The sequence below is a fragment of the Aliidiomarina soli genome (assembly GCF_003986975.1).
Classification (GTDB): Bacteria; Pseudomonadota; Gammaproteobacteria; order Enterobacterales; family Alteromonadaceae; genus Aliidiomarina; species Aliidiomarina soli.
Genome location: NZ_PIPO01000001.1, coordinates 451,324 through 477,054, shown reverse-complemented (window position 1 = coordinate 477,054; position 25,731 = coordinate 451,324). Strand labels below are relative to the sequence as shown.

Annotated in this window: 32 protein-coding genes; 6 read left to right on the top strand and 26 right to left on the bottom strand. The window is 50.4% G+C overall.

From position 1 onward, the window contains the following. Positions 1–34 precede the first annotated feature (34 nt). The 6 genes from CWE14_RS02365 to CWE14_RS02340 all read right to left on the bottom strand — a co-directional run bounded on the left by CWE14_RS02365 (position 35) and on the right by CWE14_RS02340 (position 5,593). Entirely contained in the window at positions 35–379 is a 345-nt protein-coding gene (locus CWE14_RS02365) for a cupin domain-containing protein (protein WP_126797900.1), read from the bottom strand. A 91-nt stretch (positions 380–470) separates the two neighbouring features. Further along, a complete protein-coding gene (locus tag CWE14_RS02360; RefSeq protein WP_126797899.1) occupies positions 471–929 on the bottom strand; it encodes a GNAT family N-acetyltransferase in 459 nt (152 codons plus the stop codon). 241 nt (positions 930–1,170) lie between these two features. Further along, positions 1,171–2,721 (bottom strand): glutamate synthase-related protein, encoded by a 1,551-nt coding sequence (locus tag CWE14_RS02355; RefSeq protein WP_126797898.1) that lies wholly within the window; start codon positions 2,719–2,721, stop codon positions 1,171–1,173. A 376-nt stretch (positions 2,722–3,097) separates the two neighbouring features. Continuing rightward, on the bottom strand, positions 3,098–3,796 hold the full coding sequence (locus CWE14_RS02350) for an RluA family pseudouridine synthase (protein ID WP_126797897.1): 699 nt from the start codon (positions 3,794–3,796) through the stop codon (positions 3,098–3,100). Positions 3,797–3,833: 37 nt separating this feature from the next. After that, positions 3,834–4,709: a bile acid:sodium symporter family protein gene (locus CWE14_RS02345; protein WP_126797896.1), complete on the bottom strand. Its 876-nt coding sequence runs from the start codon at positions 4,707–4,709 to the stop codon at positions 3,834–3,836. A 53-nt stretch (positions 4,710–4,762) separates the two neighbouring features. Further along, positions 4,763–5,593, bottom strand: coding sequence for a hypothetical protein (locus tag CWE14_RS02340; protein ID WP_126797895.1), 831 nt, complete (start codon positions 5,591–5,593; stop codon positions 4,763–4,765). Positions 5,594–5,758: 165 nt separating this feature from the next. Between CWE14_RS02340 and CWE14_RS02335 the strand changes: the two genes are divergently transcribed. Then, the gene (locus tag CWE14_RS02335; RefSeq protein ID WP_126788057.1) at positions 5,759–5,896 is read left to right on the top strand and encodes a DUF3096 domain-containing protein; all 138 of its coding nucleotides are present in this window, start codon (positions 5,759–5,761) and stop codon (positions 5,894–5,896) included. Between the two features lie 149 nt (positions 5,897–6,045). Here the strand turns inward: CWE14_RS02335 and CWE14_RS02330 are convergent, their stop codons facing one another. The 12 genes from CWE14_RS02330 to CWE14_RS02275 all read right to left on the bottom strand — a co-directional run bounded on the left by CWE14_RS02330 (position 6,046) and on the right by CWE14_RS02275 (position 13,899). After that, entirely contained in the window at positions 6,046–6,414 is a 369-nt protein-coding gene (locus tag CWE14_RS02330; RefSeq protein ID WP_126797894.1) for a hypothetical protein, read from the bottom strand. A 71-nt stretch (positions 6,415–6,485) separates the two neighbouring features. Then, positions 6,486–7,010, bottom strand: coding sequence for a hypothetical protein (locus CWE14_RS02325; RefSeq protein ID WP_126797893.1), 525 nt, complete (start codon positions 7,008–7,010; stop codon positions 6,486–6,488). Between the two features lie 42 nt (positions 7,011–7,052). Next, entirely contained in the window at positions 7,053–7,376 is a 324-nt protein-coding gene (locus CWE14_RS02320) for a hypothetical protein (RefSeq protein ID WP_126797892.1), read from the bottom strand. An 88-nt stretch (positions 7,377–7,464) separates the two neighbouring features. After that, positions 7,465–7,899, bottom strand: a complete 435-nt coding sequence (locus CWE14_RS02315) for a hypothetical protein (RefSeq protein ID WP_126797891.1) — start codon at positions 7,897–7,899, stop codon at positions 7,465–7,467. Between the two features lie 4 nt (positions 7,900–7,903). After that, positions 7,904–8,215 (bottom strand): hypothetical protein, encoded by a 312-nt coding sequence (locus tag CWE14_RS02310; protein WP_126797890.1) that lies wholly within the window; start codon positions 8,213–8,215, stop codon positions 7,904–7,906. A gap of 16 nt (positions 8,216–8,231) precedes the next feature. Further along, positions 8,232–8,747: a hypothetical protein gene (locus CWE14_RS02305; RefSeq protein ID WP_126797889.1), complete on the bottom strand. Its 516-nt coding sequence runs from the start codon at positions 8,745–8,747 to the stop codon at positions 8,232–8,234. A gap of 71 nt (positions 8,748–8,818) precedes the next feature. Further along, the gene (locus tag CWE14_RS02300) at positions 8,819–9,217 is read right to left on the bottom strand and encodes a hypothetical protein (protein ID WP_126797888.1); all 399 of its coding nucleotides are present in this window, start codon (positions 9,215–9,217) and stop codon (positions 8,819–8,821) included. Positions 9,218–9,265: 48 nt separating this feature from the next. Next, positions 9,266–9,484, bottom strand: a complete 219-nt coding sequence (locus CWE14_RS02295) for a DUF6500 family protein (protein ID WP_126797887.1) — start codon at positions 9,482–9,484, stop codon at positions 9,266–9,268. Positions 9,485–9,533: 49 nt separating this feature from the next. Then, positions 9,534–10,649, bottom strand: a complete 1,116-nt coding sequence (locus tag CWE14_RS02290) for a DUF4241 domain-containing protein (RefSeq protein ID WP_126797886.1) — start codon at positions 10,647–10,649, stop codon at positions 9,534–9,536. A 302-nt stretch (positions 10,650–10,951) separates the two neighbouring features. Further along, positions 10,952–11,872, bottom strand: a complete 921-nt coding sequence (locus tag CWE14_RS02285) for a LysR family transcriptional regulator (RefSeq protein WP_126797885.1) — start codon at positions 11,870–11,872, stop codon at positions 10,952–10,954. Positions 11,873–11,995: 123 nt separating this feature from the next. After that, a complete protein-coding gene (locus CWE14_RS02280; RefSeq protein ID WP_126797884.1) occupies positions 11,996–12,826 on the bottom strand; it encodes an SDR family oxidoreductase in 831 nt (276 codons plus the stop codon). Between the two features lie 128 nt (positions 12,827–12,954). Beyond that, positions 12,955–13,899 carry an alpha/beta hydrolase family protein gene (locus tag CWE14_RS02275; RefSeq protein WP_126797883.1) on the bottom strand — a complete coding sequence of 315 codons (945 nt, stop codon included), beginning with the start codon at positions 13,897–13,899 and terminating at the stop codon, positions 12,955–12,957. A 155-nt stretch (positions 13,900–14,054) separates the two neighbouring features. On the opposite strand from CWE14_RS02275, the gene CWE14_RS02270 reads away from it, so the two are divergent. Next, entirely contained in the window at positions 14,055–14,966 is a 912-nt protein-coding gene (locus tag CWE14_RS02270; RefSeq protein WP_126797882.1) for an AraC family transcriptional regulator, read from the top strand. A gap of 40 nt (positions 14,967–15,006) precedes the next feature. Here CWE14_RS02270 and CWE14_RS02265 read toward each other — a convergent pair whose 3' ends face one another. Further along, complete coding sequence (locus CWE14_RS02265; RefSeq protein ID WP_126797881.1) at positions 15,007–15,603, bottom strand: glutathione S-transferase family protein; 597 nt, start codon at positions 15,601–15,603, stop codon at positions 15,007–15,009. 14 nt (positions 15,604–15,617) lie between these two features. After that, the gene (locus CWE14_RS02260; RefSeq protein ID WP_126797880.1) at positions 15,618–16,037 is read right to left on the bottom strand and encodes a VOC family protein; all 420 of its coding nucleotides are present in this window, start codon (positions 16,035–16,037) and stop codon (positions 15,618–15,620) included. 146 nt (positions 16,038–16,183) lie between these two features. Here CWE14_RS02260 and CWE14_RS02255 point away from each other — a divergent pair, with 146 nt between their 5' ends. Further along, entirely contained in the window at positions 16,184–17,089 is a 906-nt protein-coding gene (locus CWE14_RS02255; protein ID WP_126797879.1) for a LysR family transcriptional regulator, read from the top strand. On the opposite strand, the gene CWE14_RS02250 is transcribed toward CWE14_RS02255, so the two are convergent. The 4 genes from CWE14_RS02250 to CWE14_RS02235 form a co-directional block, all read right to left on the bottom strand. Beyond that, positions 17,086–18,093: a YihY/virulence factor BrkB family protein gene (locus tag CWE14_RS02250; protein ID WP_126797878.1), complete on the bottom strand. Its 1,008-nt coding sequence runs from the start codon at positions 18,091–18,093 to the stop codon at positions 17,086–17,088. The two genes, CWE14_RS02255 and CWE14_RS02250, sit on opposite strands and share 4 nt — an antisense overlap. A 102-nt stretch (positions 18,094–18,195) precedes the next feature. Continuing rightward, on the bottom strand, positions 18,196–18,687 hold the full coding sequence (locus tag CWE14_RS02245) for a DoxX family protein (RefSeq protein WP_126797877.1): 492 nt from the start codon (positions 18,685–18,687) through the stop codon (positions 18,196–18,198). Positions 18,688–18,748: 61 nt separating this feature from the next. Continuing rightward, positions 18,749–19,156 carry a DUF3703 domain-containing protein gene (locus CWE14_RS02240; protein ID WP_126797876.1) on the bottom strand — a complete coding sequence of 136 codons (408 nt, stop codon included), beginning with the start codon at positions 19,154–19,156 and terminating at the stop codon, positions 18,749–18,751. Between the two features lie 46 nt (positions 19,157–19,202). Beyond that, on the bottom strand, positions 19,203–19,937 hold the full coding sequence (locus CWE14_RS02235) for a helix-turn-helix transcriptional regulator (RefSeq protein WP_126797875.1): 735 nt from the start codon (positions 19,935–19,937) through the stop codon (positions 19,203–19,205). Between the two features lie 191 nt (positions 19,938–20,128). Here CWE14_RS02235 and CWE14_RS02230 point away from each other — a divergent pair, with 191 nt between their 5' ends. Then, positions 20,129–21,019 (top strand): DNA ligase, encoded by an 891-nt coding sequence (locus CWE14_RS02230; RefSeq protein ID WP_126797874.1) that lies wholly within the window; start codon positions 20,129–20,131, stop codon positions 21,017–21,019. Between the two features lie 33 nt (positions 21,020–21,052). Here CWE14_RS02230 and CWE14_RS02225 read toward each other — a convergent pair whose 3' ends face one another. Next, the gene (locus tag CWE14_RS02225; protein ID WP_198676517.1) at positions 21,053–21,751 is read right to left on the bottom strand and encodes a class I SAM-dependent methyltransferase; all 699 of its coding nucleotides are present in this window, start codon (positions 21,749–21,751) and stop codon (positions 21,053–21,055) included. A gap of 9 nt (positions 21,752–21,760) precedes the next feature. Then, entirely contained in the window at positions 21,761–22,657 is an 897-nt protein-coding gene (locus CWE14_RS02220; RefSeq protein ID WP_126797873.1) for an NAD(P)/FAD-dependent oxidoreductase, read from the bottom strand. 130 nt (positions 22,658–22,787) lie between these two features. On the opposite strand from CWE14_RS02220, the gene CWE14_RS02215 reads away from it, so the two are divergent. Then, positions 22,788–23,219 carry an Rrf2 family transcriptional regulator gene (locus CWE14_RS02215; protein ID WP_126797872.1) on the top strand — a complete coding sequence of 144 codons (432 nt, stop codon included), beginning with the start codon at positions 22,788–22,790 and terminating at the stop codon, positions 23,217–23,219. Positions 23,220–23,320: 101 nt separating this feature from the next. Next, the gene (locus tag CWE14_RS02210; RefSeq protein ID WP_126797871.1) at positions 23,321–25,726 is read left to right on the top strand and encodes a DUF748 domain-containing protein; all 2,406 of its coding nucleotides are present in this window, start codon (positions 23,321–23,323) and stop codon (positions 25,724–25,726) included. Positions 25,727–25,731: the final 5 nt, after the last annotated feature.

The window sequence follows — 25,731 nt, the reverse complement described above, 5'->3', positions numbered from 1 at the left end:
GCTGACGGAACGGAGGTCGTACATGAGCCGACTGTTATGCTTTTGACTCGCCACCTTTTGGCCCCCAAAATACTACCCACATTTTCATACCAGAAAGCTCGCCAATAAATTGGTGTTGCTGACCCGCTGCAACGAAAATGGACGAACCTCTTTTAAAAGGATGAATGACACCCTCTATTTCAATTTGACCGGCCCCCTCAATTACAAAGTAAAGCTCATCTTGGTCATGCGGTGTTTGATAATCATGCCCTTCAGGCGCGAAATAAATAAGAGACATGCTACCTCTTTTATATGCCTCAATGTCCCAAACACCCTCCTCCCATTTTTGATTTGCTGGTAGGGGAAGCTCTTTTTCAAAATCTTCTGTATTGAATATCATCTTTAGTTCCTTTCAAAAGCATAACGCCTAAATCAGCGACGCAGTTTACTGCGTCCGCTGCATTTGATTGTTATGCGCCGGACGATTGTGGCTACTCATCGGTTTCATAGGTGTACCCAATGACTTCGGCAACCTCATCTGGATCAAGAGATCGATATAGAGCATTTGCCGGAGCGTTATCAACCTCTGTGCCCAACCATACTTGCTTGCAACCTTCTTTTTTTGCGATCTCGATTAGGGTCTGCATGATAAGTTTTCCAGCTCCTTTGTTCCTCTGGTCTACGCAAACGTCTACTTCATCAACGTAAAGCCATAGGTCCATTCTGTATGGCTTCATCTCAATTCTGGAAGAAGCGATACCTAGAAGGACAGTACCTTGCTCAGATTCCTCGTTGCACGCGATGAAGATAGTGTCGGAGCGTTCAAGATATCTTTTGAGGCTCTCATAATCGTATTCAGACATTTCGTTGGCCTCATCCCACGAAGCGCAGTTAATCTGCCCAACAAGACTATGAAGGTCGTCATCTAAGGTAATCTCTTTTGCTTTCACGTCTGACCTACCCCTAACTAAGGCAAGGCGTCTAATCGAGCCGCTAACCTTTGTATAGTACGCCAGCGCGCTTTGTGCACTCGGTTTTTCTAGCGGTATCGAAGTCAGGCAATTGATATAGCGAGGGTTTCGTTATGAGGAGACTCTTTCCCTTGGGGAAACAAACTGAGCATGCTCGTTTCGCGATATCGCTGTGCCTGATATATGGGTGTTCGCACATGCGACCCGCTGAATAAACCTGTTATACCGATTTTTCCAGGTCCGCAAATCCTGAATATGGTATCCCAGACAGCAGTGCCATCTCGCGATTGAACGTTGCCAGGTCTTCTTTATTGAAATGGGCCAACGCATCATGGCCACAGGCTCTCGCCATGACTTGCATAAGTTCAACCGACGCTTCAAAGAAATTCTTCAGTTGTCCTGCTGATTTATCAACATTGAGTCGCTGACGCAAATCTGCTTTTTGGGTAGCAATTCCCGCCGGACAATTGTTTGTGTTGCACATGCGTGCAGCTACACAGCCTATGGATTGCATTGCACTGTTTGACAGAGCGACGCCGTCAGCACCTAATGCCATTGCTTTCACAAAATCCATTGGGACACGCAGGCCGCCGGTAATAATAAGAGTGACGTCATTACCTACACCTTGTGCGTCAAGATAGCGTCTTGCGCGCGCCAGAGCCGGTATAGTTGGCACACTAATGTGGTCACGAAACATTGCAGGCGCGGCACCAGTACCGCCGCCGCGACCATCCAAAATGATATAGTCTGCGCCGGCATCCAAAGCGAATTGAATATCTTTTTCAATGTGGTTGGCACTCAGTTTAAAACCAATCGGGATGCCGCCAGTCACTTCGCGAACGCGATCAGCAAATTTTTTAAAATCTTCAGCAGTGTGTAAATCTTTAAACGTTGGCGGCGATATTGCTGCCTCTCCCGCTGGAATACCACGAACTTCAGAAATTTTGCCAATATTTTTATTGCCCGGAAGGTGACCGCCTGTTCCAGTCTTGGCACCTTGCCCGCCTTTAAAATGAAAAGCCTGAACATCTTTCAGTTTTGCTTCGTCATAGCCAAACTGCGCGCTGGCGAGCTCATAAAAGTAGCGAGAATTAGCTTGCTGCTCTTCAGGTAGCATGCCGCCCTCGCCAGAGCAAATACCTGTACCAGCTAACTCGGCACCTTTTGCCAAAGCCAGTTTAGCCTCTTCAGATAAGGCGCCAAAACTCATATCAGAAACGAATAATGGAATCTTTAATATCAATGGCTTCTTTGCTTTGGGCCCGATCACTAACTCAGTATTTACAAGGGCGTCCTCGAACAATGGTTTGGTTGCCATTTGTGCCACCATCACCTGAATGTCATCCCAGAGCGGCAACTGATAACGCGGCACCCCCATTGACGTCATGGGGCCATGGTGCCCCATCTTGGATAAGCCTTCCCGGGCTAATTGATGAATGAACTCAACGGTGGGTTCTTCCTTCGATACATTCGCAACCGGGATATTGTCCGCATTGTTTTGGATCCCAGGACCTTCTTTTCCAATCGCAGTATCATCGAACTGCTTGTGAGCCCCATTACAAAAAGGCAGGTCAGTAGAATGCTTACATTGACATAAATACGCTTCGCCGCTTTCTTCGGCGATAAATGATTTGGGCTTAAAGTCTGTTCCTGCATGCGAACCATCACAAAATGGTTGATTGCCAGAACGACCACAGGAGCAAAAATAATACTCCGTATCTTTTAAGAGGGTTACTTTGGCGGGTTTATTATCTGCAACTATTGGATTCATAATCTTACCTTACTCTTCAACAGGCATAACGCCTAAGCTAAGCGGCGCGGCCTTAGCCGCGTCTGTTGGAGCGCGAAGCACAGAACAAATTTTTATAATCGGCCCACGCGGTTTTGCGAGCGGTATCGGCGTCAGGTAATTGATATAGCGGGGATTTCGTTATGAGGAGACTCTTTCCCTTGGGAAACAAACTGAGCTTACTCGATGCGCAGTATCACTATGCCTGATATCCCTGGCGAACGTTACTATTATGTTATTAACCATACTGAAATTAACTCCCGCCCGCAACTGCAACGCGTGCGCCCTGCTTCGGCTATACGCGTAGTGACAGCGAATGGTAAAGAAGCAGGGAGACCACAACCTGTCAGGCATCTCTTTAAAAAGGGCTGGTGCAGTGACCATGACACGGCTCGCCGGTCAGCGGATGTTGAAAATATAGATCGCTGGCGTGCAGTTGCAATCTATCTGCCAGTTGTTGACTGGTTGCGTTGTGATATAAATCACAACCAAGAATGGGGTGGCCCATAAACAGGCTATGGATCCTGAGCTGATGCGTGCGTCCGGTCACAGGGGTAAATTCCACCAGGGTTCGCTGCGGTTGAGTGAGCCGTTCTAAGACACGGAAGTGGCTGGTTGCCGCTTTGCCGGTGCTGCTGCAAATTTTAACCCGCGGAAACTGGCTTTTATCTTTAGCGATCGGCGCGCTGATGACGCCTTCGTTCTCGTTCACCCACCCTTCCAATATAGCGAGATAGCGCTTTTGCACTGTGCCGACCTGGAACTGATGATTAAGGTGCTGTGTAGCCTGCTGGTTGAGCGCAACCACCATGACACCTGAGGTGCCGAAATCGAGCCGGTGCGGTAATTTAGCTTCGCAAAACGGAGCGCTAACCCCTGGCTGACCATTAACCAGGCGATAATGTACCGAGTCGAGGTTACGTGAGTTTTTACCGGATAGACTAAGCAGGCCCGCAGGCTTGTTAATCAATAAGATAGCTTCGTCCTGGAATAAAATATCCACAAACGCATCGCAGGCGGGCGCGATAAAGTCATCAATACTAGTTGAAGCCCCCAAGAAACCTCCGAAAAGTAAAAACGAATGGTTATAGCAGTTACAGCGCTAAAGCCCGCTTACCCTGCCACCGACGCCACACTATAAAACTCCCGCCGGTCAGATACATCGCCAATGAATACATGGCAGCAGGCAGTGCAATGGTGCCGTCATTGAGCACGGTTGAGGCAATTAAAATCGCCAGGGTGGAGTTTTGTACGCCCACTTCAACGGTAATAGACGCGCGCTGACGATCATTAAGATTGAACCACACGGCCAACATAAAGCCGACTGCCATCATTGCCACATTCAATAACAGCGCAGTCGGCCCTGCACTCACTAACTGGCCGAGTAAGCTGTCGCCCTGTTGATACAGGATAATGATGATCAGTAGGCCTAAAAATATCGCGCCAAAGGCGCTGATTTTAGGCTCTAAACGCTGCGCTAGTTGGGTGCGTAAAGCACGCACCAACATGCCGAGGAAAATGGGCAATAAGGTGATCAGAAAGAGGGTCAGCACCATGCGTGCGATGGGTAATTCGATTGGTACTTCAGTATTTTTAAATACGGCAAGTGCCAGTCCCACCACAATCGGAATTGTGATGATGGTCAGCACGCTGGTAATAGCGGTCAGAGTCACTGACAACGCAAGATCGCCACGCGCATGGTATGAAATTAAATTCGACGTGGTGCCACCAGGGCAAGCTGCCAGTAAGACCAGGCCGACTGCCAGCGCTGGCGTGCCGAGAAACAACGCTGCAATGAGAAAGCCCATCGCCGGTAACAACACCATTTGACCTAACAACCCTATAGCCACTGCTTTGGGGAATTTCACTACACGCGCGAAGTCCTGGCGCTGCAAGCTCAGGCCCATACCGAACATGATAATAAACAGGCTTAGCGGTAATACTAACTGCGAAAAAATACTACTGGTCATAGTGTCAGCTGGCGGTTATTGATTTTATGAAACCTACCATAGCGGATTGAGAGCTAAAAGGCGACCAGGGTAAATGCATGGCAATGATTCACCATCAGCATCTGACTGCCGCCTACATTGGAGCTCGCAAACTGTTGTTCTTCAGGATGCAGGCATCGCTGTAATAGCTCCTCATAAATGAGTTGCCCCTGCACATCAAAAACAGCCAATGCAGAACGCTGAGAGGTAGGTCGCAGCGTCATCAGTACCGCCAGATACTCGTTGTCATGCCACACCACGGGTTGAACCCTGATGAACGATACGTAGCTTATTTCAGGCTTATAGGAAATTAGTTGCTGCAGAAACGGCACACGAATACTAACCGCCCTATCTGCATCGAGTGTCAGCGTCGCCTGTTCTGAATTCCAGTTAAACTCATGAGGCCAGTTCCTTTGCGTCGGTCGCATCTCGCTGACCTCTGCTCCCTCATGGCTGAGTGTTTGCCTGACAAGGCCTTCTGAATTTAAGATAACACGCGGTTGCCACCGCTCGGCAACAACCTGCCCCGCCTGAGTACCAAAGTGATAACCCATGGCCGCTCCGGCTATGGTTAACGCTATCGCAGCGATACTAAATTTCAGCGCAGATACTGACGGAGGGCCGCCTAACTTAGCGTAAACACGCATCAGTATACGCCCTAAAAGGTTTCCTACGCCCCACAACACAACCAACACCAACAAAAGGAAAATAGAGCCAAGCGCCGCCGTTGAACTCAGTGGCACATGCTTATTAACGATGGAACCCTCGCGAACCGAAAAGCTCAGCACCAGCACGACAGGAAGCAAGCCAACGAGGCGTGGCAAGTATTTTTGCAGCGATATCGCTGATAATGCAGTGTGTTTCATAATCACAACCTTATCTGGAGAGTTCCCCCGGGAGTACTGCTCACTTTACCCCGTGTATGCAGCCGTAACTCGCTATTTTAATCCATTGCCTTCCGCCGCTGCGGGGCGCACACTGCCCTGACCAACTAACTAATTAATTAAGCTACAGAATAAAAGGACAAGATTATGACTCTGCACATCACTCTTATTCCGGTACTCTCCATCATAGCTGGCATTCTGATATTGATTAAGCCTAAGCTGCTTAACTATGTTGTGGCTATTTACCTTATTGCTATCGGCGTCATCCAAATTTTGGGGCTGTAAATCAGGCAAGCGACTCGGGCAGTTTTCGACAGTCCTTAAGCCTATGAACGACGGAGCGGCGCCACGTTAGGAACCGCTCCGTTTTTTTTGTGAATACGAAGTAAATCCGCGAATGGCGGTGCTTATGCGTCTATACGCTGACACGGTCCCTATTTATACGCGTAATATCTGAACAACACAGCCTGAATCAGCGCAGCCGCGCCATAAATAAGAGCCACCGGATGCGCCAAAACAATCATCATCAGCACCGTAAGTAAGGCAACCGCCACCACATACCAGTAAGGCCTGCCATTTCCATATTTGGTAATCAGCCAATGCACTGGAAAACCCACAAACGCCCAGCCCATCACTGACTGCATCAGATAGACGCAGTAAAAAAAGAATACCACCATCAAATAGCCAGTGAATTGGTCAAATGTGCTGGGGCTCCCTGCTGCAAAGAAAAAATACACTGGAGCGATTAATGACGTGATAAAGACGGCTTTCACGACGGCGCTGTCCCAATTCCCTAAATCCATAATTCCCTCAACCTTTAATCCTTTAAAAACGCCTTACGACACACGTAGCGCCGCTATGTTGGTGCAATTCGCTATGTGACCCATGCAATGTCGTTCCTGGTCACCAATTTCAGTCTCATGGTTTGAGTTTTTAACTCACCGCCTGCGATGCGGTAAGAAATAACCAGGTCGAGCTCTTTGGCCTGGTTGAAATGTTCATAATCGGCAAAATCTATATCTAACAGCGGTACAAACCCAAGGTAGACCCCAGCGCCTGGCACTAAGGTCGCTACCTCATACTGCTGATTCAACTCTATAAGTTCGGACTCACCTGAATCTGTATGGATTAATCTGGCCTCTTTAATGCTAATCGAGGTAGTTCGTTCTGAAACAATGATCAGACGTGCCTGGTTGATGGAGTAAGATCGAGAAAACGTACTGAAGTCAGGCACAATGATAAATTCACGCCCATGGATGCCGCTAACTTCCTGCTGGCCGCTATGGATAATGCTGTCACGCAACTCCTGGGTGGGCTGATGAATGTAGTCCGTAACCTCAGCAGAGCTGCAGGCGCTAAGCAAGAAAACCAGCGTCAATAAAAGATTCTTAATTTTCATTCTCCCACAAAAAATCGACATGTCGCAGCTTACTTTTCTGAGCTACATCCGCCGCTCTTTATACCTGAGTCGTCGTAAATATTGAGCCAGAGCACAAACCGGAATAAGCAGTACCGACCATACTAATGATAATCCGAGTAACAATCCTGGCGCCGAGAAGGCGCCGCCTTCCAGTTCCAGTTTGAACTGGTACGCTGTCACCAATGAAAGTGTGACACTCACCAAGGCCATCGTATTTGGCCGCGTAATGAGTTTAGTTGGAAGCCATTTAGCAGCCAGCTGCCAAACCAGCCAGGTCGGCGCTACCGCGATTGTTAACAGCGGAATCGCCACAATGAACAAAAGAATCGACACCTGTATGTCCAACTATAAATCTCCTTATCCGCTGAAGCCCGGACAATATCTTCCTTTTTGCCTTTTCTGTTTGCAGCACCAGACGTCAGTGCGATTCATGCTAATTGTCACTACTGGTATCCGATTCGGATAGCAGCTTGTCGCCCAATTCCTTGCTAAAAAGCCAGTGGTCTCCGGTATCGAAAGCTACAACCCAGGCCGGTTCAACTGTGTACTCAAGACTGCCATCATTCATTGGCGTAAAGGTAACATTCACCTTTATAAGTTTTATCGATATATCGCCAAGTACGGAACCTCGTGAGTACATCGTTATGCCATTTAGGGATTCTTTTTTCCTGAACCCTAACGACGACATAACCTCTTCAACGTGAAAGTCTGAATCAGGTTTTGCCACCCGATGCTTGTATTTGGGAAAGAACACAAACCCCGGCTTAGTTGCGCTAAGTTCCCGATAAGGCATGGCTTTATACAAAATGGTGGTAAAGACTAGCACAGCAATGATAGTGATAAGGGCTTGCATGATTTCGATATTCAACTTGTCACCTACCGTAACCTGGTAACCAATCGCGTTGGTGTATTTCCTCAATCGAGCCAGAGGCGAGAAGCGACCATAGCTCAATGACGGTTTGCTGTGCCACCTCAGGCATGTGTCTGGGCTCGCCCTCACCTGCCACGTTCTCCCACATCAGCAGCCCTGAAGCAAAGGCAGACAGACACCACTCAGATTCGTGAGTCAGCGACACATCGGTGTGCTCCGCGTCAGCCTGAGATAGTTCAGCATACAGCGCTGAAAGCTGCTCTAACGGATACTCAACATCAGAGTCGCCCGTAAGATGATTTACCCAATACATAATTCGTGTCCCGGGCTCAGCAGCTTTGCAAAGTAAGCTTGCTAAGAAATTCGTTAAAAGAGTCGGCGATGGGAATAAACTTAACCCTTTGCAAATCAAATACACAACGCGCGGAGAGACCCTCGACATTGTTTATAATCTCTACAGAGTCCAGATGCCCTTTGTCCTGCCAGTGCTTAACCTCAGCCAGGTTAATCCCATGCTTGGTTAATATACCTTGCATCTTACGATCGTAGTAACAATACCCATGCGCATCGAGCATGCGTTGTCGGCCAAAAAGCCTATACAAGTAATCATCGTAATAGTAATAAACCCTGCCAAAGTCTTCATTGGCGACAGACATCGCGAATAAGCTGGCTGACGACTCGTCTTCATATGCGAACGACATCATCTGCTGCGGTAGCACATTAAAATTCTCTTTAGAATTCTGATTCGATGCAAATAGCTCTGGCCATTCCGGGTGAGTGTCTGGCAGACCTTCATATGCAGCGCACCATACCCCGAAAATGCCAGCCACATTCACAAGGTCCATGAAAGGCAGGTTTACTGGCAGTGCAACACACTCATAATCATCCCTACCAACCTCTGATATTCGCAGAAACGCTAGTGCCCGTTCTGAATTTGTTCATTGAGCTCGAGATACTGGCGAAACAGCACTGAGAAAGGTGCTTCTTCTCCGGCAAAGTAGCCAATTTGCTCAATGCTCACTTGCCCCTCATCTTCAACAACTTGACGGGTAATCCAGGCTGGGTGGGCGGCGTGCCCTTCGGTTGTGAATGCGTAGCTGGTTGCTTGTTGCTCGTTGAAATACACCGCCAGGTGCTGTTCTGTGAAGAGCTGGACAGAATCTCCGTATTTTTCAACCACGGTCGCTCTATACGAATCCCACTGCTCTGGTGAAATATTAGGCTCCTCATAGGGTTTATACTCAGCGCCCGCGGCTAACAGAGGGAAAGCCAATAAAGAAAAAACTAAAGCTAGGTTACCGGTGAATTTTTTCATTCGTATTGCCTGATAGTGGATTAAGTAAACAGCCAACCGCGGGCATCGTTAAACACCGGCTTTGACCATATCTTTAATTTTTTGGGCTTTCTCGAAGTGATCTAATTGATGCGTTTCAATCCACCATTTTGCTGCTTCCATAAGGATTTCTGGTTGATCGTTCTTATTTTTAAAAAACGCATAAAAAGACAGCCCCACATTCAGGCCCTTTTTCTCGATTTTTTGATCGCACACTTCGATGATCTTGTTTCTTAGCGCATCTCGCAAAGCAATATTCCTATTCCGTTGAGCACGTAACCTTTGATAAACGGGTACTCTAAATAGACTCAAGCAACCCTTGTTCATTTTCCTGCACAAGGATCATAAAATCGATATAAAGCGAAACCACTTCGTCCTGGTCATTAACGCCCCAAAATGCAGGGTAAGCTCCATCACCAAAACCACTGGTCGAAATAACACAGTCATCTTGACCTGTCATCGATAACAATTCTGGCTTCCCCGCGACGGACCATCTGTCAAAAAGCTTCTCCTTTTTTAAATGACTAAGCTCAAGCAGATTCCCAACATCGAAGATAGCCAGATTTCCGGCGTCTACTCCGTATACACCATTGCCACTCGGCGTATTCGCTGCATACCATTTTACTGCCTGTTCGCTGTCACTGAGCTTCACCCGAATACCTGCAACCCGATTATGGGTAGTCACTGTTTCAACCAGATAACTGCCAGGTTTTACCTTTCGTTGCAGCGGCTCAAACCGGTAAATGTCGTAGCCAAAATCTAGAATACCCAGAACCCCTGATGTGATTTTTAGCTTGCCGACCTCTTCCAGTTTTGCCTCAGCTTCATCTAAATATGGCGTTTTGACACGTCGGTCTTGCTGAAAAAGCGTATGCTCGTTGAGCGCTAAGTTATCTTCACTAGCTTTAAAAGGCGCATCGACGCTTGCCATCGCGAGGATCTCGGCGTGCTGTTCGGGGGCGATAACCGGAGTTTTTGGAGGATCGAAAAGCGTCAATATCTGCTTTATCTTCCACCCTTTGTCTGCATCAGAATGAAGTTCATAGGCATGATATTTCGAGGGTTTAGGTTTGTCTTCGTATAAGGCGGTAAAGACGTGAGCCAAATCACCCTCAATCTCGCACTCAATAATTTTCTCGTTATCTGGATCGTGTTCAGGCGTTGACCCAAACACATTTTCCGAGCCGGAAGTGCTCCCCTCTGCAAAATGAGCTTTATTCACATCGGATAGGAGATCGTGCCAATAGCCAAAATCAAAACCCTCACCGTTATCCTCTTCCTGCTTGCTTTTTATCTCAGCTTTTGACCATTGCTGATGCCAGTGAGAAATATACGATGTGACTCTCTCTGCGGGCGTTTTCACTGGTTCGCCGTAACAACTCTTTTTGCCGAAGATATTATTTAAATATTTCATCTCTGATTCAAACTCCAATGTCGGCTCGGATTGCAGCCAGCGGCATGCCACAGCTAGTGAAACAGAGCATTGGAACAGCGAGGAGAACTCATGAAAAGCTCATTCCCTGAGTAAGCAACCGAGTGTGATCAGGTGCCATATCGCTATGCCTGCTATCCCTAGCGTGCGTGATTACTGCGTTTGACTCTATAAAATCCATGTTGCGTACGCAAGGCTATGAAGTGCAAGGGGTTTGTAAAGGTTCAACTGGCGCTGAGTTGTAATAATGCCTGACGTGCGTAAACGCCGTGACTGCATGGATATCACCGAAGAGGCTGTTGCGAGGTGGGAACTTCTACTGCTTTGAGCACATCCAGAAACGCACGCAACGGTCCAGGTACATGTCGGTGCCCAGGGTAATAGACGCATAATCCTGGCCCCTGAGGGCACCAATCGGACAGCACAGGCTCTAGATCGCCCTGTAATAAATAGGGCTCCGCGACCATGTCTGGCAGATAGGCTATACCCATTCCAGCCGCTGCTGCGTCGGCCATAAGGTTTAAGTGATCAAAGGTTAGTGGACCATGCACCTCGATAGCAATTTCTTCACCATCCTTTTCGAATTCCCAGCGATAAAGCTTGCCACTGGGCAGACGATGACGGATACACTTGTGCTTTAATAACTCTTCAGGTTTTTGTGGTGAAGAATTGGAAGAAAGATACGCGGGTGAAGCAACTGCAATGAATCGAATCTGCGGGCCGAAACGCACTGCGATCATATCCTGCGGCACGTCTTCGCCCAAACGAATACCCGCATCAAAGCCCTCTGCTACGATATCCACCAAACTACCCTCGGTGACAAGATCGACTTCAATATCGGGGAATTTCTGGTGAAAAACAGGAAGAACATGACGCAGCAGCATCCGAGCAGCAGGTTCATTTGAATTCAGCCGAACGACACCACTCAGCCGGTTCTGTTGTAGTTCTATATCTTCAAAAGCGGCATCGAAGTCACGCAATAACGGACGAATACGGCCCAATAATTTCGCGCCGGCTTCGGTTAGGGCTACACTCCTGGTTGTTCTATTGAATAGTCGTACATTTAACTGCCCTTCCAGCGTGCGCATCATGTGACTCAGCGTGGATGGCGGCATACCCAGCTCGTCCGCCGCCTTGCGAAAACTACTATGTGCAGCAATGGCGGCGAACGCAGTCAGTACATTCAGGTCAGGCTTTTTGTTCATGTGAAATCTATATTTGCTGGTCCATTACTGAAAGATAGTTGCACAAAGCCACCTCTCCTACAATTGCCTTATGCTGCACTGATAACGCGCCGGGCGTGCGTAAAATGCGCGCACTTTCTGATTTCAGCTTGCCCGATCGGCAGAAAAGGTCACCTCTTTTTGCTCCTCCAACGAGCGCAGTCGCTCGGTCAATACCTGACTAACAGACGCATAGGCGGTACTTCCCAAGGCAAGGCGGAAAGGTGGCTTCTCACCATCGGCCGTCGCTATCATGGCGTCAACTGTCCTTGCAGCATCACCTTTAACTTCGAACGTACCGGATGTTAACATTCGCCGAATCTCACCCGCTGGGGTATTGTCGTAACAGGCCAAAGGTCGAGCATGATCCAGACCAACAGCGAATTGAGTTTCAGTTGGACCTGGCTCAACAATCAGGCAATCAATCCCGAATGGCGCCACTTCCTTAGCGACTGATTCAACAAACCCCTCGATGCCCCACTTTGTTGCATGGTAGAGGCTAAAATTCGGGTAAGCGGTCTGCCCGCCCTCTGACGAGACCTGAACGATACGGCCCCCACCCTGCGCACGTAAATAAGGAAGAACAGCACGAATGAGCTGAATAGAACCAGTAAGGTTGGTCGCGATCTGACGGTCAATTTGGGCATCACTTACTTCTTCGGCGGCGCCAAAGAGGCCGTAACCAGCATTGTTTACAATGACGTCGATCCGGCCTAGCTGACTAAATGCGGAATCAATTACCTTCCGTATCATAGCGGTATCAGTGACATCTAAATGCCCAATCCAAAGACGCTCGCCGTACTGTGCTTTCAAATCGTCCAGACTGCCTTCTTTGCGCAATGTAGCGGCAACAGTGTCACCACGCGCCAGAAGCTTCTCAACCATCAAGCGACCAAGCCCTGAGGAAGTTCCTGTAATAAACCATGTCTTTGTCATCTGCCATCTCCTGGAAGTTGTATGTGCTAAAGATTCAAGAAACGTCATTGTAGGCGTGTTGAATTTAGACAACTATCCGTTTAATGTCGGATGACCTGATGTAGAATTCACATCAATCAGACCCTCTCTCAGTTCTCTTTCACGGTGATCTTTGCGATGCTGGCCGCGTTAGCCCGGAGTGCTGTTTGGCTTTTTGCCCAGGCATCCTGCTCGATGGAGAACATGCTCCGCAACCAGGCCAGTGTCAAACGCCGGGTTGTTTCCAGTGCCTCGGGGTCTTCTGCCTCGGTCTCTCGTGCGTCTAGCCCGGCGACTCCGCCCAGCCCATGCCCCACGCCATTGATCGTCAGCAGAGCATCAGCCCCCGGCGCATCATAAAAGGCATCCGCGTGCCATTCGGGGCCGCGCGGCGTGAAATGGGGATTATCCTCTGCACCACAAACCACAAGCGTCGGCAATTCGATACCACTAAAATCCACGTCGAAAAAGGAAAACCGTGTAGCATAGTCGGGCATCAGATCGGCACCGCCGCGGCCTGGGGTCGCCAATAGCATGCCGGCGCGGATGCGCGGATCGGAAAAATTCTCGCCCTGCAAACGCCCGCCAAGTAGCAGACTGCAGGTATGCCCGCCGAAGGAGTGGCCCGCTACGGCTATCCGCTCGTGGTCCAGTCGCCCTGCGACAGCTGGAGCCTGTCGCTCGATTTCGGCCAGTTGGTCGAGAATAGCGCGCATCTCGGCCACGCGCTCGCGCCAGAAGAAAGGGCCCTCAGGCAGATCGGGGTTAAGTCCGCCAACCCGTGAACTGGCGTGTGTCGGCTGAATCACGGCGATGCCCCGTTCTGCCCAGAACTGGACGAGTGGGGCGTAACCGTCCTTGGAAGGAATATAGTTCGATGGACCATAGCCGTGCGACAGGATTACGATCGGCAAGGCATCCCCAACTGCGGGCGCGGTAAGGCGCAGCTCCAAAGGTTGGCGGCCAGGCATTTCCAGGCAGATCGGCGTGTAGGCCACTGTCATAGCAGGCTCTGGTGCTGGCAGAGCGCGGGACTGATTAATTAGTCGGTTCATTTAGTAGCCTCTTTTGAAATTGCAGCCGCGGTGGCGATGATGAATATAGGGGGCATATCTGATCTCCTTGTTTGATGAACAGGGATAGTATAAATAGTGATTTCCGTGCATTCTATATACAAAAGTCCGTGATTATTCATCAGGAGTCCAAGAGTATGTTTAATGCTAGTGATGATCCCCTTTCAAGTGTGGTCACGCTGCTCAAACCGGCGGTGTCTATCTCAAAGATGGTCGAGGCCGGTGGCCTGTGGCAGGTCGAGCGGAAGAATATGGCAAGCCCCTTCTATTGCGCGATGGTCGAAGGGGTCTGCCAGCTTAAGGTGAGCGGTCGAACGCCAGTCACGCTGGCAGCTGGAGACTTCGTCCTGATCCCGGATTTGCATGACTTTAGCATGACCAGCGAGGTGCCCCCGGAACTGAAGAGCCCCGCTCAGCCGCTTGAAATCGGACCTGGGCGAGTTCGTCTCGGCCCAGCGGATGCCCCCGTGGAGATGCGTGCGCTGGTCGGGCATTGCCGCTTCGAAGCGCCCACACGCGATCTGTTGGTGTCACTGCTACCTGAGATGATCCATATCAGTGGACACCAGCGCTTGATGGCCCTGGTACCGGCAATCCACGATGAGACCCGCGCCGACCGACCAGGTCGAGAGCTTGTCCTCCAGCGGCTGCTGGAGGTGTTGCTTATCGAGGCGTTGCGCTCGGAGCCTGACGTGGACATGCCGCCGGGACTGCTGCGGGGCCTCTCCGATCCGCAACTGGCCACCGCCTTACAGCGCATCCATTCGAGTGCAGGTACCGAGATTTCTGTTTCTGGGCTGGCTAAAGACGCAGCCATGTCACGCTCCGGCTTCTTCGACAAGTTTCGCAAGGAAATCGGACAGGCGCCGATGGAATACGTAACGGCCTGGCGCATGGCCATCGCCAAGACCCTGCTGCGCCAGGGCAAACTTACCAACACAGAGATCGCGCTGCGGGTCGGTTACGGAAGTGCCAGCGCCTTCGGGATGGCATTCGTCCGGCACGAAGGTCTTTCTCCCGGTGCGTTTGCAGGTAAACGAGGACGTTAGCGATAACAACCCAAGCGCCCTAAGATACGAGCCGCTGAGGTTAGTCAATCCCAGGCATGCTGATATAACCAGGCAGAGCCTTGATGCGCTCGACCCAGGCCTCAATAGCCGGGTATTGTTCCAGCGTCACACCCCCTTCCCAGCCCACTGCAATATAGGGATACACCGCACAATCTGCGATGGTTGGTCGGCCCAATGCCAGCCATTTATGTTTGCCCAGGTGCTGTTCAATCAACGATAAAGCCTGAGTGCTGACTTCCAACGCGCGTTCTTTGTTTAGCGAGGCACCAAATTTGTCAATTAAACGCGCTGCGTTAGGACCACTATGAATCTCGTTGGCAGCCGTCGACAACCACTGCATCACCTCACCCTGTTGAGCTGCACCATCCGGCCACCACTGATTGCCGCCATATTGGCGGGCCAAATAAACCAAAATTGCCTGGGAATCTCGCAGTACAACATCGTCATCGGTTAGCACTGGTACCTGACCCCAGGGGTTCAGATCGATTAACGGTGAGCGTTTATGTTCACCAGCGGCAACATCCACTGGTTCCAGTTCCAGATTAATGCCTGCCAGAGCAGCGAACAGGCGAACTTTGTAGCAGTTACCGGATACATCCAGATCGTATAATTTCATGGTTTAGTCCTTGGTTAAAGTTGGTCTTCGGGCAATAGCTGATTGAACTCAAGTACGTTCCTGTCGGGGTCGCGAATAAACAAAGTGATTCGACGTGGCCCAAGCCGGTGAATTCCCTCGGTAATAGGTATGCCCACCTGCTCTAGCCAGTCTTTCAAGGCATAGAGATCATCGACAACAAATGCAGGGTGAGTCACGCCGGGTAGCTTTATCGGCTCATCCAGCAACACGTTGCGGCCGTGGTGTAACTTTGTCGCGTTATAGATCAAATTAATACGCACACCATCCGGTGATTCCATCTCATTGGCTTCGTACTTCTCAAAACGGCGAACCTCTTTGAATCCAAGTTGCTCGTAGAACGCCACCGCCTGCTGGCGGTCACTTACCCGAATGCCGACATGGTCGTATTGACGAATGGGCTGCGGTTGCTTCATTGCTGACTCCTGGTGAAAATGGTGTTGCGCTAGTAAACGCCATTTAGCAGATTCAATAAATGCCGCCAGCCTGATATGATTATTCAGCTTTTTGCACAAATCTGATATCTGACGCTGCGATTCTGACACTACGATGGTGCCTGCCGATGGACAAACTCAAAGCCATGACTACTTTTGTCGCCATTGTTGATCAGGGCAGTCTGTCTGCTGCTGCAGATAAACTCGACCGGTCCCCTGCTGCGGTGGTGCGAACTCTTGCTGCTCTGGAGCAGAACCTTGGCGTGCGTCTGCTTAATCGCAGCACTCGTCGTATAGCTCTTACTGATGAAGGGCACGAGTACCTGCAACATTGCCGGCGGATTTTAACGGACATTCAGACTATGGAGTTCCAGCTCGAAAGCCGGCGAGTGGAGCCAGCGGGTAAATTGTCGATTACCGCACCTGTAACCTTTGGCCGCTTGCATATAGCGCCCCTGCTGAACCAGTGGTTAAAGCAAAACCCCGCCATGCGGGCCGAATTAATTCTGCTGGACAGGGTCGTGGATGTGATTGAGGAGGGCTTTGATTTGGCTCTGCGGATTGGTCACCTGGCGGACAGCTCACTAGTGGCACGACAGATTGGCAGCACGCCCTATATACTCTGCGCGAGCCCAGCGTTTATCGAGCAACACGGAGCACCCAGCCACCCACAACAACTGTCAGACTGGCCGACAATATGTTTCGCTCCATCCGGTGAAGTATGGCAGTTTCAGGTGGACGGAGCGCTCTGGGAGCAGCCAGTAACCCCCGTCATCAGCGCCAACCAGATCGATACGGAACTGGCTGCGGCCCGGGACGGACTCGGCATCTGCAGGGTACTAGGTTATCAGGCCCAAGAGGATTTAGACCGGGGCGCGCTGGTGCCAGTGCTAACAAAATACAACCCTCTTCCCCTGCCCGTTCAGTTTGTGTTTCCCCACAGTCGTTTGCTGTCGTCCCGAGTGCGGCAATTCCTGGATTCAGTGGTCGAGCCCCTGCAAAAACGTTTAAATACTCTGTCCGACCAAGGTTAGTGCTCTTTCTCCTCTGATGCTTGGGAGCCAGCCGTGTCTGCTACATAGGCACCGCGCTCGCCCATCGGTTTGTCGTCGCCGACCGTGGAGTCGAGTTCGGTTTGATGCTCCATTTCAGCGTTTATTTCGGCTCCTAGCAGCACCACAAAAGCGCTGATATAAAACCAGAAGATAAGAATAATCACACTGCCGATAGCGCCGTAGGTTTCATTGTAATTGGAAAAATTTTGCACATAGACAGTGAACCCGACAGACGCTGCCAGCCATAGCAATGTTGCGATAACCGCCCCTACACTGACCCAGCGCCATTTGGCATTCTCTCTATTGGGGGCGAAGCGGTACACGCACTCAAGTACAAAAATTAACAGTATTGCCAGAATGGGCCAGCGTAGAGTTCGCAATAACGTTTCCACCGATTCGCCCATAGGGATCACACCAAGGGCGATAGGCAGTAAAATGGCCAGCAGCGCCAGAACTACAAACCCGAAAATTCCTACCACGGTAAATAAGAGCGACAGCAGCAATAAGCGCCAAAATGGGCGTTTTTCATGTTCATCGTAAATAATATTGCAGGCCTTTATCAGCGCCATCGCGCCCTTGCGCGCCACCCAAAACCACACCAGTAGCGACGCGACCAGAGTTAAACTAAAGGTAGCACCGCCAGTTTCAGCAAGCTCGGTCAACTGCTCGGTTATTATTTCAAATGCCTGCTCGGGCAGCAGCTGCCGCAGCGGTTCTACCTGAGAAATGATATTTTCCGGGGATGAAAAAAGCGCATACAACGACACTGCGACATTCAGCGCCGGGAAAATCGACAACATAACGAACAACGCCACCCCGGCCGCGAGCAGCGAAATATCGTGCCGAGCCACGTTGTTGATGACTCGTTGCGCAATTTCCCACCAACCTCGCCAGGAGATCTCCCATGGCTTCTTGGCTTGTCGCCCATAGCTATCCCCGGACGATGAGTCTGTTTGGCGCGGCGTGCCGTTATTTGGTGGCATAGGGGCGTCCTTATGTTGCTGGTGTTAGATTCTTTGCTGAAGAAAGTTTAGCAACATAATCGGAGGCTATTCAGTTAATTCTGGTCACACCCACGGTATTTTTCATGCTACGTCCTTGTTACTTGGTTGCGGTCTGTTAGGTACTTTCACGCATAAAAAGTAAGCCCAAGCGATTAAGAGAACTTGCAGCGGGGCGCGTATCAGCAAATACTCAGGGCCCCATTGGTGGCCGCCAAGACCAACACCGTTTAAAGCAGCATAGACATTGGCCGGAAAGAACACAATAAACACCAAAATGGCGACTTTTGCTGCAACCTTCTGGTATTTAGGGATAAAAAGCGCGCCCCCTATTGCTAACTCGATCAAGCCCGTAACATAGATAAGCTGCACCCGAAGAGGAACCCACTCAGGCAGCATTTGGACCATGCCTTCGGTTTCAACGAGATGACCAATGAAAAAGTAAATAAAAGCTATGCCGAGCCCCCAGCAAGCATACTTCCTGACAGCTAACTCGCTATTAGTAAACCTCGACACTATAAATGCCACCAATAAAGGAGATGACAATAAACACAGAATAATAATTGGCGTTATCATAAGTCCCTCAAAGTTCAGTCTGCGCCATGCTTTGCTTAAGCGATACCCAGCTCAGATAGCCTCAAATCATCAAAACCATAATGACCGAGATGATCAGCACGCGAAGTAACATGCCCTTTAGCATGCTGTTTTTAGCAAAATAAGGTTTGAATTCATCTGGCACCGGCATCGGTTTAAGCGCAGAAACATTGGCACCACCTGTGTTTCCCTCTGGTACCCATCCAAATAAAGCGCCGGGCAAGGTTGCGATTAATCGCAGTATTTGCCCAACTACTTCGCGATAATCACATCGTGCCCATCCGACCCGTAACATCCAGCCATGGGTCAGGATATGAGGCCACAAATTACGCTGGCCGAGGATATGAGCCCGCTCTAGCGAGCGAAAACACGTACTCAAATCACGAGCTGTCCAGGCCATGCGTGCATCAGTCATTTCTTTATTAAAAGCAGTAGCTAACTCAGGTTTCATAAGGGGTATTCCTTGGCGTCAACATATGCAATCAATTTACCCCTGTCTATTCGGAAGATATTGAATGTTTCGCCTGCTCGGTTCCAATAGCGCCCGCAGCGCTTAACGGTGTCACCCCAAACACCTGTCGCATACTTCTACTTAGGTGGGCCTGGTCAGAGAATCCTGCATCTATAGCAGCCTCTGCTAATGTACAGCCTGATGCCAGCGCCTCTGCGGCACACCGTAATTTACGCAACATCATCCACTTTGCTAACGAAATACCTAAATGACGCTGCGCAAGTGCGCGTAACCGCGAGACCGATAAGTTAACCTCATTGGCTGCCCGCTCAATAATACGAGCTCCATTGGACGTTTCGATAAACGTTAATGCTTCACCTAAGCGGACATCCATTGGTAATTTAAAAGCCTCGTCGTCATCTAGTGCGGCAATACACGCAGAAAGCGCGCCATCGGTTTGAATAAGGCGCTGTAACTCCGCAGGAAGCCTGGATACGTTTTGCGGTTCGGTCTCTGACATCAGCCTTCGGCCAACAAAAGCCTGTGGTTCAACCAAAATAAGCAGCGCGGCACCATGAGCCTCAAGCTGGTGGCTTACTCCCGGCCTTACAAACAGAGCATTTCCAGTAACGACGCTATTATCAGCTTGTCGGATTGTGACCGGGCCGTCTAAACCCACGCTGATTTGAGCGGTCGCATGACGATGAAACGCATTGTCCCCGCAGCGTCCACGAAAAGCGACCCATGACTGACCAAACGAAAACTCTCCAGACCATCGCATCAGCTAAACTCAAGTTAATAGTATGTTATTGACCTTACTAAAATTACCTCTTGGCCGCCACTAGCGAGACAGTTTCAAATATCTGCTAAGGGAAAAATACGCCATTGACCCAGTGCTAACCTTTATGCCCAGCGCTAGAATCTGTATGTACCCTTATTCAAGCTAGCCATCATGAAAGCAAGGACGCAGTCATGTTGAAATATTTTAAATTCCCGTTCATCTATTTTACTTGTCTGTATTTCGCAGCGTTTTACACCTGTACAGCATTGGCTGCGCAAGCACCGGTGCAGGCCCAACTCGCCAGTGTGTACGAGCAGGACAGCGCCAACCCCGTCAGCGACTATCTGGTCAGTGAGAAATATGACGGGGTACGGGCGATCTGGACCGGCGAGCAACTGTTGACCAGGCAAAGCAATTTGATTCCCGCACCTGACTGGTTCACTGCGCCCTTACCTGCCGGCGTATGGCTAGATGGAGAGTTATGGACGCACCGTCAGGATTTTGAAACCCTGACGTCTATCGTGCGAACTCAAACCCCAGACGATGAACGCTGGCGTCAGGTAAGTTATATGGTGTTTGACATGCCGGATGCCCAGCTTCCTTTTGCACAGCGCTATGTAAACTATTCCAGCTTGATCGAAAGGATAGATACCGAGCATATCAAGGCGGTGAATCAGCAGCGTTTTCATTCAAACCATGCCTTAAACGACCATCTGCAAACCGTGGTTGAAAACGGAGCGGAGGGCCTGATGCTGCACTTAGCCTCCGCACATTATCCAGGTAGAGGCCAGCCCGCTAGAAGCAACGCGTTGTTGAAGTTAAAACCTTACTATGATGACGAGGCCGTGGTGATCGCGCATCTACCGGGCCGTGGCAAGTACACCGACATGCTGGGCGCGCTGCGGGTAAGAAACAACCAGGGAGTCGAGTTCTCGATTGGCACTGGTTTCACTGACAGTGAACGTGCGGAACCACCACCGATCGGCAGTACCATTACCTTTAAATATCACGGCTACACCAACAACGGCCTGCCCCGCTTCGCCAGTTTCCTGCGCGTCCGGCACGACCCCGGGGACGAATGAGAACTCGGGTAGACACGGCCCCATCTATATCATCTAGAGATAGCCGCTTGATTTTATCGCGTACCAGCCATTTATCATGAATGCCTGAAAAAACCGTACTGGCATGTCTATACCAGACTGCTTGAGCAAAGCGTCTGTGTCTTGCGAAGAGATAACAGTAAGTTGATTGCGCAGCGCCAACGGTAGCTTTGCCAGCGACTCAACACTGGCTCCCATTAACAACTGTACTTCTCTCCAGTTATCTAGCATCAAGGGATACGTCTCAGATGTCAGGTCATAACTAATCTCAGTGCTGATTAGATGACCGTTTTCGCGAAGCCGGCTCCACATTGCCTGGTATAATCCTCTCCGGTCGTCCCGTTTCACAAAGTGAGCGACCAGAATATTCAAGACGACATCAAAACCTTCACCTTGCGCTACCTCGTCAAGGTAGCCATGAATGAGCTCACAACGCTCCAGTATGCCCGCTTGCTGCAGTCGTTCGCGGCAAACTTCAAGCATCCCTTTGGCAGGATCAATAGCAACAAATGTCCATCCCGGAAATACTTTTGATAATGCCAATATCTCGGCTCCAGTGCCTACCCCTACACACAGCACTCGCGCGTCAGCGGGGGCACGTTGTAGTATCAATCGAATCAATAAGTGCATCGCATCGGCAATGGCCGCCAAAGGCCGATTTTTCGTGTCATAACTGCCTGCCGTAGTGGAGAAATGGTCAATAATATCTGGCATAACAGCCCCTCACAGATTAAACATTAGCGCGCGATGTGCGGCGACGCCGGCCATCGTGCCAGAAGCTATTGCAAAGGTTCCATTTTGCATAGGATTGGACATATCACCCGCAACAAAGACGCCCTTCAACGAGCTTTCCTTAAATTCGTCGACAGCGATAAATGTTCCCATGGGGGTTTCGTTCAACTCCAGGGCCAGTGCATCAACCAATGGCGACTGTATAGTAATGGTCGGAGCAACATACAATCCCCGCAGCACGATACTGCGACCGTCTTCAAGCACGACAGACGAAAGCTGTTCACCATCACCGACAATTTCTATAACTGGCGTCTGTTCAATCGCTACCCCGCGGTTACCTAATGTCTCTGCCTGCTCACTGCTTAGTTCGAGATCTCCCTGAGTGAAAAACGTCGTTGCCCCCCAATCAGGGATCATGGCAGCTTGATGTGGCGACATAACGTGAGTCGCCAGCACGCCCAACGGCCCACCACTTAACTCGTAACCATGGCAATACGGGCAATGGATGACACTTCGACCCCAGTGAGAGTGCAAACCTGGTATATCAGGCAACTGGTCTTTTACACCGCAGGCGAGAATTATCTTCTTCGCCTGGTATCTGCTGCCTGTTTTGGTGGTTACAACAAAACCACTATTTATGAGGCTAATAGTTACCGCTTCGTCTTCCTGGTATGCAAACGTCGGATATTGCTGTAACTGGGATAACGCGACAGCGTGAATTCCAGCCGGCTGCTGTCCGTCCAGACAGAAAACGCCGTGAGACACACGGGCGAAGCGATTGCGCGGTGTTTTAGTATCCAGTACCACCACCTTGCGATGCCCCCGAACCAAAGGCATTGCGGCCGCTAACCCAGCGAAATTTCCTCCAACTATCAGTACGTCTAACATTCTTAGGTGCTCCTATCATTTGAAGTAACTTTTATTGTTACATTAAAAGCCACGGAAGCACAATACATGTAACTTGAAAAGTTTCATGATAAGCTCGATACAATACTTCGACGTCAGCACAGGGTGAACGATGAGAAAAGACAGCAGACTATCCCGGGTCCTCCACATACTTGTGCATCTGCAGGCCATTGAACGGCCAGTAACGTCCGAACAAATGGCCGAGATGATATCGACGAATCCCGTGGTGGTTCGCCGCACTATGGCGCTTTTGCGTAAAGCAAATTATGTCACCTCGACCAAGGGCCACCACGGCGGCTGGAAACTCGCCAAACCACTTGCCGACATTACGTTACTGGATATTCACCATGCACTTGGGGACGGAAGTATTTTTACGATTGGTTTAAGCGACGAACACACCCAGTGTGTGATTGAACAAGCCGTTAATGAGGCTCTGAATGACGTCATGAACGAAGCGGAAGCTTTAATGCTGAAAAGATTCGGACAAATCACGCTGGATAAGCTAGGGGCTGACAAAATATCCAGCTATCTAAAAGAACACTAGAAGAGTAAGAGATGCTGGAGGGGTTTTGCCAGGGCCAAACTGGCACTGCTCACTCATCCGTCTACACTTCCCCTATTACTCATTGCCAGCAAGGTGGTCCTATGCACAGTGGTTATCTGCGGACAAAATGGGCCTCTCCGCGTCGCGTTCGTTTTTGGCTGCTGGTGCTGCTTATTCTCTACACCCTGCTTGGATTCTTCGCTGTCCCCTGGGCCGTCCATTACTTTGCAACGAACACAGCTGAGCAGGACTTCGATCGCGAACTGCAGATTGAGTCAGTACGCGCCAATCCTTTCACTCTCACGCTGCGTGTCGATGGTCTTGTGCTTAACGACATTGACGAGCAAGAGCTGATTAGCCTCGAACGGCTGTCCGTTAATTTTGCCTGGGCAAGCATCATCAACAGCGCCTGGACGTTTAACCGCATTCGCCTTGATGACCCCATCATTCACGAAGAACGTTTTGAATCCGGTGAAACCCGATTTACCCGGCTCGCTGCGGCGGCGACTGACACATCTGGCGAAGAGTCAGACGGCGAGTCTGCCCCACCAGCATTGCGTCTCAACAATCTGCATGTTGAAGGCGGTGAGTTGCGCTTCACGGACAACTTCGACATTGAAGCCGATAGCACCGAAAAAGAGAGCAACGAAACAAATGGAGATACTGATACACCGCAACAGGTGTCACTGACGCTTGAGGGTATCAGGCTGACGCTAGAAAATTTCACTCTGCATGACGATACGCAAGCCGCCCTGCGCGTGGAAGGGCAACTCGCTGACGGCGGTATGCTCGATTTCGACGGCACCCTGCAAATGGTACCCGAACCGACCCTGGAAGGTGATCTCAGTATCGATGAACTGGCGCTGGTACAGGGCATGACTTATCTGCAGTACTTTGCCGGCGTACGGCTGGATAGCGGAGCCCTGTCGTTGAATGGCCAAATACATACAGGTACAGAGCAACCCTTTGCATTTGAAGGCAGCGCAGGTATTCGTGAACTTCGTATCAGCCAGGGACCGGATGATGAAACACTCATCGGCTGGGAAAGTTTACAAACCGATCAGATTGACCTCAATATACGTGAGAGCGCGCTTGAGACCGGCGTGATTGCTGTCAATGAACTGTCCGGTCAGATCATTATTAACGAGGATAAGACCACCAATTTCGGCGATCTGGGGAAAACTCCCCCTGCCGATGCCGAAACCAGTACCGAAACCAGTGCCGACGCAAAGAACGAAGCAAATAACCAAGCAAAGGACGAAGACAGCGAGGCCGAGCCGTTCAGCATCACCATTGAAGGCATTGAACTGACCGACGGCGCCATCCATTTTGCGGACAACTCGCTGCCGTTGCCCTTTTCAACCAATATTCAGTCGTTGAATGGGAACGTGTCGACTATCAGTTCGACCTCCGCTGAACCTGCGCGCATAGAGCTTGAAGGTCAGGTCGAGGACTACGGACTGGCACGTGCTGAAGGCAGTTTTCACGCCTGGCAGCCAACCCGCCAGACCACTGTAACAGTGACGTTTCGCAACCTGGAGATCCCCGAGTACTCGCCTTACACCGTCGACTTCGCGGGGCGCGCGATTGCAGGCGGCACCATGGATCTTGATCTTGAATACACCATCGACAACGAACAACTGGCCGGCGAAAACAAACTAGTACTGCGTAATCTAGAACTGGGTGAACGGATTGAGTCCAGCGACGCCATGGATTTACCACTGAACCTCGCCATCGCCCTGCTCGAGGACAGCGAGGGTGTTATAAATATCACGCTACCGGTAACCGGGGATGTCAGCAATCCGGAGTTCGACTTCAATGCGATTATCCGTGAGGCGATCGGGCAAGCGGTTACCTCGGTTCTGGAAGCACCCTTCAGGTTCCTGGCGAATTTGATTGGCGCTGATTCAGAGGACCTTGGCCAGATTGGATTCTCGGAGGGCAGCACAGAGCTGAGCCCCCCTCAACGCCAACGTATCGCCGAGCTGCGTGAGGCTCTTAATCAGCGCCCCGCGCTAACCCTGGAGCTTGCCGGTCCGTTCAGCCGAAATTTTGATGGTCAGGCCATAAAACGTGAAAAAGCCATCGACGCCTTACGCCAGCGTCTGGCTGACGCAGACCGCGATGCTGAAGACCCAAGCCTGACCAGCGAGACCAATCAGGACATAGTCGAGGCGATGTTCAGCTCATCCTATGCGGACAGCGACCTTGAAGCCGTGCGCTCCCGGTTTACTGAAGAGCAAAATGGTTCATCGGATGAAGCTGAATTCGACGCCCTCGCCTACCGCAATTACCTGGCTGAACAAGTCATCGCCGCGCAATCCGTTAGCGATGAGGAGTTAAAAGCCATTGGCAACGCCCGCGCAGCAGCGATACGGGACGCATTAGTCACTTCAGAAGAGGACATCGATTTCGCAGCCGACCGCGTGCGTATTATGGAACCCGAAGAAATCGACTCAGTGGACGACGAACTCATTGCCCTGGAGGTCGGTATCACCACGGATTAAGGTAA